Source organism: Comamonas squillarum (assembly GCF_025309455.1).
GTDB classification, from domain to species: Bacteria; Pseudomonadota; Gammaproteobacteria; order Burkholderiales; family Burkholderiaceae_C; genus Comamonas; species Comamonas squillarum.
Genome location: NZ_CP104377.1, coordinates 3,039,104 through 3,047,500 on the forward strand (window position 1 = coordinate 3,039,104; position 8,397 = coordinate 3,047,500).

At 51.1% G+C, this 8,397-nt stretch carries 2 tRNA genes and 4 rRNA genes (1 of these 6 running past the window's edge); all 6 read right to left on the bottom strand.

Features of this window, described 5'->3' with window-relative positions:
- Nucleotides 1–110: 110 nt before the first annotated feature.
- Nucleotides 111–2,989, bottom strand: a 23S ribosomal RNA gene (locus N4T19_RS14080).
- A gap of 387 nt (nt 2,990–3,376) precedes the next feature.
- Nucleotides 3,377–3,452: transfer RNA gene (locus N4T19_RS14085), tRNA-Ala, on the bottom strand.
- Nucleotides 3,453–3,600: 148 nt separating this feature from the next.
- Nucleotides 3,601–3,677: transfer RNA gene (locus N4T19_RS14090), tRNA-Ile, on the bottom strand.
- Nucleotides 3,678–3,844: 167 nt separating this feature from the next.
- Nucleotides 3,845–5,373 (bottom strand): 16S ribosomal RNA (locus N4T19_RS14095).
- A 369-nt stretch (nt 5,374–5,742) separates the two neighbouring features.
- Nucleotides 5,743–5,855: ribosomal RNA gene (gene rrf / locus N4T19_RS14100) — 5S ribosomal RNA — on the bottom strand.
- Nucleotides 5,856–6,005: 150 nt separating this feature from the next.
- Nucleotides 6,006–8,397 (bottom strand): 23S ribosomal RNA (locus N4T19_RS14105) (it continues 487 nt past the right edge of the window).
- Together the 16S, 23S and 5S rRNA genes with 2 tRNA genes alongside form the textbook arrangement of a ribosomal RNA operon.

Here is an 8,397-nt window from a genome sequence, read left to right on the forward strand (position 1 = left end):
TGTAACACGCTGTGGTGTTCATCATTGTCTGATCTCAAGTCTTTGGCATAACTGCAGTTGCAGTGTTCTTTGCATTGGGCCCCATCTAAGGCGGGGCCAATCAAAGTTATAGGGTCAAGCCGCACGAGCAATTAGTATTGGTTAGCTTAACGCATTGCTGCGCTTCCACACCCAACCTATCAACGTCCTGGTCTAGAACGACTCTTCAGGGGGGTCAAGCCCCCGGCAGATCTCATCTTGGAACGAGTTTCCCGCTTAGATGCTTTCAGCGGTTATCTCTTCCACACATAGCTACTCGGCAATGCCACTGGCGTGACAACCGATACACCAGAGGTGTGTCCACTCCGGTCCTCTCGTACTAGGAGCAGGCTTCCTCAAATCTGCAGCGCCCACGGAAGATAGGGACCAAACTGTCTCACGACGTTTTAAACCCAGCTCACGTACCTCTTTAAATGGCGAACAGCCATACCCTTGGGACCGACTACAGCCCCAGGATGAGATGAGCCGACATCGAGGTGCCAAACACCGCCGTCGATATGAACTCTTGGGCGGTATCAGCCTGTTATCCCCAGAGTACCTTTTATCCGTTGAGCGATGGCCCTTCCATACAGAACCACCGGATCACTATGTCCTGCTTTCGCATCTGCTCGACTTGTCAGTCTCGCAGTTAAGCACGCTTATGCCATTGCACTATCGTCACGATGTCCGACCGTAACTAGCGTACCTTCGAACTCCTCCGTTACGCTTTGGGAGGAGACCGCCCCAGTCAAACTGCCTACCATGCACTGTCCCCGATCCAGATAATGGACCAAGGTTAGAACCTCAAACACACCAGGGTGGTATTTCAACGTTGGCTCCATGAGAACTAGCATCCTCACTTCAAAGCCTCCCACCTATCCTACACAGATCTGTTCAAAGTCCAATACAAAGCTACAGTAAAGGTTCATGGGGTCTTTCCGTCTTTCCGCGGGGAGATTGCATCATCACAAACATTTCAACTTCGCTGAGTCTCAGGAGGAGACAGTGTGGCCATCGTTACGCCATTCGTGCAGGTCGGAACTTACCCGACAAGGAATTTCGCTACCTTAGGACCGTTATAGTTACGGCCGCCGTTTACTGGGACTTCAATCAAGAGCTTGCACCCCATCATTTAATCTTCCAGCACCGGGCAGGCGTCACACCCTATACGTCCACTTTCGTGTTTGCAGAGTGCTGTGTTTTTATTAAACAGTCGCAGCCACCTATTCTTTGCAACCCCGTTTAGCTCCGTTTGTACAACTTCACTTACTGAGGGCACACCTTCTCCCGAAGTTACGGTGTCAATTTGCCGAGTTCCTTCTCCTGAGTTCTCTCAAGCGCCTTAGAATACTCATCTCGCGCACCAGTGTCGGTTTGCGGTACGGTCGTGTGTAGCTGAAGCTTAGTGGCTTTTCCTGGAAGCTGGGTATCACTCACTTCGTCTGCAAGCAGACCCGTTATCACCCCTCATCTTAGCCCGGCGGATTTGCCTACCGAGCACGACTACAGGCTTGAACCAACATATCCAACAGTTGGCTGAGCTAACCTTCTTCGTCCCCACATCGCACTACACATCGGTACGGGAATATTGACCCGTTTCCCATCAGTTACGCATCTCTGCCTCACCTTAGGGGCCGACTTACTCTACGCCGATGAACGTTGCGTAGAAAACCTTGCGCTTACGGCGAGCGGGCTTTTCACCCGCTTTAACGCTACTCATGTCAGCATTCGCACTTCTGATACCTCCAGCATCCGTTACCAGACACCTTCACAGGCTTACAGAACGCTCTCCTACCACGCACAGTAAAACTGTGCATCCGCAGCTTCGGTAACTGGCTTAGCCCCGTTACATCTTCCGCGCAGGACGACTCGATCAGTGAGCTATTACGCTTTCTTTAAATGATGGCTGCTTCTAAGCCAACATCCTGACTGTTTTAGCCTTCCCACTTCGTTTCCCACTTAGCCCGTTTTAGGGACCTTAGCTGGCGGTCTGGGTTGTTTCCCTCTTGAGTCCGGACGTTAGCACCCGGTGCTCTGTCTCCCAAGCTGTACTCTGCGGTATTCGGAGTTTGCATAGGTTTGGTAAGTCGCCATGACCCCCTAGCCTAAACAGTGCTCTACCCCCGCAGGTAATACTTGAGGCACTACCTAAATAGTTTTCGGAGAGAACCAGCTATTTCCAAGTTTGTTTAGCCTTTCACCCCTATCCACAGCTCATCCCCTAGTTTTGCAACACTAGTGGGTTCGGACCTCCAGTACCTGTTACGGCACCTTCATCCTGGCCATGGATAGATCACTTGGTTTCGGGTCTACACCCAGCGACTTGTCGCCCTATTCGGACTCGATTTCTCTACGCCTTCCCTATTCGGTTAAGCTTGCCACTGAATGTAAGTCGCTGACCCATTATACAAAAGGTACGCCGTCACCCCTAAGGGCTCCGACTTTTTGTAAGCATGCGGTTTCAGGATCTATTTCACTCCCCTCCCGGGGTTCTTTTCGCCTTTCCCTCACGGTACTTGTTCACTATCGGTCGATGATGAGTATTTAGCCTTGGAGGATGGTCCCCCCATATTCAGACAGGGTTTCTCGTGCCCCGCCCTACTTGTCTGCAGCCTAGTACCACCAATGCGTTTTCACATACGGGGCTATCACCCACTATGGCCGGACTTTCCATTCCGTTTTGTTAACACACTGACTATCACTGCAAGGCTCTTCCGAATTCGCTCGCCACTACTATCGGAATCTCGGTTGATGTCTTTTCCTCTGGGTACTTAGATGTTTCAGTTCTCCAGGTTCGCTTCGACAACCTATGTATTCAGTTGCCGATACCTATTGCTAGGTGGGTTCCCCCATTCAGAAATCTCCGGATCAAAGTTTATTTGCCAACTCCCCGAAGCTTATCGCAGGCTATCACGTCTTTCGTCGCCTATCATCGCCAAGGCATCCACCACATGCTCTTAGTCACTTGACCCTATAACTTTGACATCTATCTCTAGATCTCAAGCTCAAGAACCCAAGCAACTGCTTTGCGAGGTCTCTCACCTCGCGCGTTATGCCGTAATGTGAATATCTTTGCTGTAGACCCGGTCGCCCAGATCCACATTCTTGAAGAATATTCGTCATTACTGAATAAAATTGCTCTCGCAAAGTTTCATTCGTTTTGACGCAATCAAATTGTTGCTGGTGGCACGGTCTGCACTAAACCTTTACGAATGTGCAGTTTCCACCAGCAACGCTGATTTTCGACTCTATGAATTTTTAAAGAACAGCCGTTTGATCCGGGAATCCGGAATCAACAACAAAACAGTCTCTTGCGAAACCGCTTTGGTGTTGAGTGATAAGTTATCAGTAAAAGTATTGGTGGAGGATGACGGGATCGAACCGACGACCCCCTGCTTGCAAAGCAGGTGCTCTCCCAGCTGAGCTAATCCCCCTGATTGCCTATAGCCGGCGCATTGCTTCGTTGCCCGCTGCTCACACACATCAGTGTGCTTCGCACCAGACGCCTCGCACTGCTTGGCTCTAGTCAATCATCGACTAACTAAAGCGGCATAAGCTCAACCTCTAATCCGTTGGAATCTATGGTGGGTCTAGTTGGGCTCGAACCAACGACCCCTGCGTTATCAACACAGTGCTCTAACCAGCTGAGCTACAGACCCATTCCACGCAGCTAACTCTTGTGAGCTAGCCACCTGGCTTGTGTTCCAACAACCGATAAGTGTGGGCGTTCAATCTTGATTGCTTTTTTGGCTCCTGCCGTGCCGATGGCACTTAACTTTGTTTGCACAAAGTTAGCATCCACCGAAACAGCGAAGCTGTTTTCCAGAAAGGAGGTGATCCAGCCGCACCTTCCGATACGGCTACCTTGTTACGACTTCACCCCAGTCACGAACCCCGCCGTGGTAAGCGCCCTCCTTACGGTTAGGCTACCTACTTCTGGCGAGACCCGCTCCCATGGTGTGACGGGCGGTGTGTACAAGACCCGGGAACGTATTCACCGTGACATTCTGATCCACGATTACTAGCGATTCCGACTTCACGCAGTCGAGTTGCAGACTGCGATCCGGACTACGACTGGCTTTATGGGATTAGCTCCCCCTCGCGGGTTGGCAACCCTTTGTACCAGCCATTGTATGACGTGTGTAGCCCCACCTATAAGGGCCATGAGGACTTGACGTCATCCCCACCTTCCTCCGGTTTGTCACCGGCAGTCCCATTAGAGTGCCCTTTCGTAGCAACTAATGGCAAGGGTTGCGCTCGTTGCGGGACTTAACCCAACATCTCACGACACGAGCTGACGACAGCCATGCAGCACCTGTGTTACGGTTCTCTTTCGAGCACATGTCCATCTCTGGTCACTTCCGTACATGTCAAAGGTGGGTAAGGTTTTTCGCGTTGCATCGAATTAAACCACATCATCCACCGCTTGTGCGGGTCCCCGTCAATTCCTTTGAGTTTCAACCTTGCGGCCGTACTCCCCAGGCGGTCAACTTCACGCGTTAGCTTCGTTACTGAGAAAGTTAATTCCCAACAACCAGTTGACATCGTTTAGGGCGTGGACTACCAGGGTATCTAATCCTGTTTGCTCCCCACGCTTTCGTGCATGAGCGTCAGTACAGGTCCAGGGGATTGCCTTCGCCATCGGTGTTCCTCCGCATATCTACGCATTTCACTGCTACACGCGGAATTCCATCCCCCTCTACCGTACTCTAGCTATGCAGTCACAAAGGCCGTTCCCAGGTTGAGCCCGGGGATTTCACCTCTGTCTTACATAACCGCCTGCGCACGCTTTACGCCCAGTAATTCCGATTAACGCTCGCACCCTACGTATTACCGCGGCTGCTGGCACGTAGTTAGCCGGTGCTTATTCTTACGGTACCGTCATCACTCTCCTTTATTAGAAGAGAGCTTTTCGTTCCGTACAAAAGTAGTTTACAACCCGAGGGCCTTCATCCTACACGCGGCATTGCTGGATCAGGCTTTCGCCCATTGTCCAAAATTCCCCACTGCTGCCTCCCGTAGGAGTCTGGGCCGTGTCTCAGTCCCAGTGTGGCTGGTCGTCCTCTCAGACCAGCTACAGATCGTCGGCTTGGTAAGCTTTTATCCCACCAACTACCTAATCTGCCATCAGCCGCTCTAGTAGCGCAAGGCCCGAAGGTCCCCTGCTTTCATCCTTAGATCTCATGCGGTATTAGCTACTCTTTCGAGTAGTTATCCCCCACTACTAGGCACGTTCCGATGTGTTACTCACCCGTTCGCCACTCGTCAGCATCCGAAGACCTGTTACCGTTCGACTTGCATGTGTAAAGCATGCCGCCAGCGTTCAATCTGAGCCAGGATCAAACTCTATAGTTCGATCTTGAATTTAAAGTCTCTCGACTACTCACTCACTTGACGGAATAAAAAAGATCCTAAGATCTTCATCATTACTGTTTAAAGTGAGCGCTTGTTTTGCTCCGAAGAACATATGGCAATCGCCACCAAACGCCCACGCTTATCGGCTGTTAATTTTTAAAGACCTGACCCAAGAGCCTCAACCCTTAGATCCCCTTCGCCGCGATCAGCGAAGCCTTGTATTGTAGCACAGCTTTTGCTGCACTCCAGAACGTTTTCACGTTTTCTTCTCAACTCTTGCAGCTCACCGACCCTTGGGCCTGGCACGCTACTCTTTTAAGAGCAGAGAAGAAAACGTCCAGCTAGTTGCTGGACGTTTTCAGTATAAAAGCCTGACGATGACCTACTTTCACACGGGAATCCGCACTATCATCGGCGCGAAGTCGTTTCACTGTCCTGTTCGGGATGGGAAGGAGTGGTACCAACTTGCTATGGTCATCAGGCATAACTTTTTGCTTTGCTGCCAGGTTCGTTAGGCAGCTCGGCGAATTCATAGAGTCTTATCAGCTAAATTTGATTGCGCTTTGGGCATAACTGCAGTTGCAGTGTTCTTTGCATTGGGCCCCATCTAAGGCGGGGCCAATCAAAGTTATAGGGTCAAGCCGCACGAGCAATTAGTATTGGTTAGCTTAACGCATTGCTGCGCTTCCACACCCAACCTATCAACGTCCTGGTCTAGAACGACTCTTCAGGGGGGTCAAGCCCCCGGCAGATCTCATCTTGGAACGAGTTTCCCGCTTAGATGCTTTCAGCGGTTATCTCTTCCACACATAGCTACTCGGCAATGCCACTGGCGTGACAACCGATACACCAGAGGTGTGTCCACTCCGGTCCTCTCGTACTAGGAGCAGGCTTCCTCAAATCTGCAGCGCCCACGGAAGATAGGGACCAAACTGTCTCACGACGTTTTAAACCCAGCTCACGTACCTCTTTAAATGGCGAACAGCCATACCCTTGGGACCGACTACAGCCCCAGGATGAGATGAGCCGACATCGAGGTGCCAAACACCGCCGTCGATATGAACTCTTGGGCGGTATCAGCCTGTTATCCCCAGAGTACCTTTTATCCGTTGAGCGATGGCCCTTCCATACAGAACCACCGGATCACTATGTCCTGCTTTCGCATCTGCTCGACTTGTCAGTCTCGCAGTTAAGCACGCTTATGCCATTGCACTATCGTCACGATGTCCGACCGTAACTAGCGTACCTTCGAACTCCTCCGTTACGCTTTGGGAGGAGACCGCCCCAGTCAAACTGCCTACCATGCACTGTCCCCGATCCAGATAATGGACCAAGGTTAGAACCTCAAACACACCAGGGTGGTATTTCAACGTTGGCTCCATGAGAACTAGCATCCTCACTTCAAAGCCTCCCACCTATCCTACACAGATCTGTTCAAAGTCCAATACAAAGCTACAGTAAAGGTTCATGGGGTCTTTCCGTCTTTCCGCGGGGAGATTGCATCATCACAAACATTTCAACTTCGCTGAGTCTCAGGAGGAGACAGTGTGGCCATCGTTACGCCATTCGTGCAGGTCGGAACTTACCCGACAAGGAATTTCGCTACCTTAGGACCGTTATAGTTACGGCCGCCGTTTACTGGGACTTCAATCAAGAGCTTGCACCCCATCATTTAATCTTCCAGCACCGGGCAGGCGTCACACCCTATACGTCCACTTTCGTGTTTGCAGAGTGCTGTGTTTTTATTAAACAGTCGCAGCCACCTATTCTTTGCAACCCCGTTTAGCTCCGTTTGTACAACTTCACTTACTGAGGGCACACCTTCTCCCGAAGTTACGGTGTCAATTTGCCGAGTTCCTTCTCCTGAGTTCTCTCAAGCGCCTTAGAATACTCATCTCGCGCACCAGTGTCGGTTTGCGGTACGGTCGTGTGTAGCTGAAGCTTAGTGGCTTTTCCTGGAAGCTGGGTATCACTCACTTCGTCTGCAAGCAGACCCGTTATCACCCCTCATCTTAGCCCGGCGGATTTGCCTACCGAGCACGACTACAGGCTTGAACCAACATATCCAACAGTTGGCTGAGCTAACCTTCTTCGTCCCCACATCGCACTACACATCGGTACGGGAATATTGACCCGTTTCCCATCAGTTACGCATCTCTGCCTCACCTTAGGGGCCGACTTACTCTACGCCGATGAACGTTGCGTAGAAAACCTTGCGCTTACGGCGAGCGGGCTTTTCACCCGCTTTAACGCTACTCATGTCAGCATTCGCACTTCTGATACCTCCAGCATCCGTTACCAGACACCTTCACAGGCTTACAGAACGCTCTCCTACCACGCACAGTAAAACTGTGCATCCGCAGCTTCGGTAACTGGCTTAGCCCCGTTACATCTTCCGCGCAGGACGACTCGATCAGTGAGCTATTACGCTTTCTTTAAATGATGGCTGCTTCTAAGCCAACATCCTGACTGTTTTAGCCTTCCCACTTCGTTTCCCACTTAGCCCGTTTTAGGGACCTTAGCTGGCGGTCTGGGTTGTTTCCCTCTTGAGTCCGGACGTTAGCACCCGGTGCTCTGTCTCCCAAGCTGTACTCTGCGGTATTCGGAGTTTGCATAGGTTTGGTAAGTCGCCATGACCCCCTAGCCTAAACAGTGCTCTACCCCCGCAGGTAATACTTGAGGCACTACCTAAATAGTTTTCGGAGAGAACCAGCTATTTCCAAGTTTGTTTAGCCTTTCACCCCTATCCACAGCTCATCCCCTAGTTTTGCAACACTAGTGGGTTCGGACCTCCAGTACCTGTTACGGCACCTTCATCCTGGCCATGGATAGATCACTTGGTTTCGGGTCTACACCCAGCGACTTGTCGCCCTATTCGGACTCGATTTCTCTACGCCTTCCCTATTCGGTTAAGCTTGCCACTGAATGTAAGTCGCTGACCCATTATACAAAAGGTACGCCGTCACCCCTAAGGGCTCCGACTTTTTGTAAGCATGCGGTTTCAGGATCTATTTCACTCCCCTC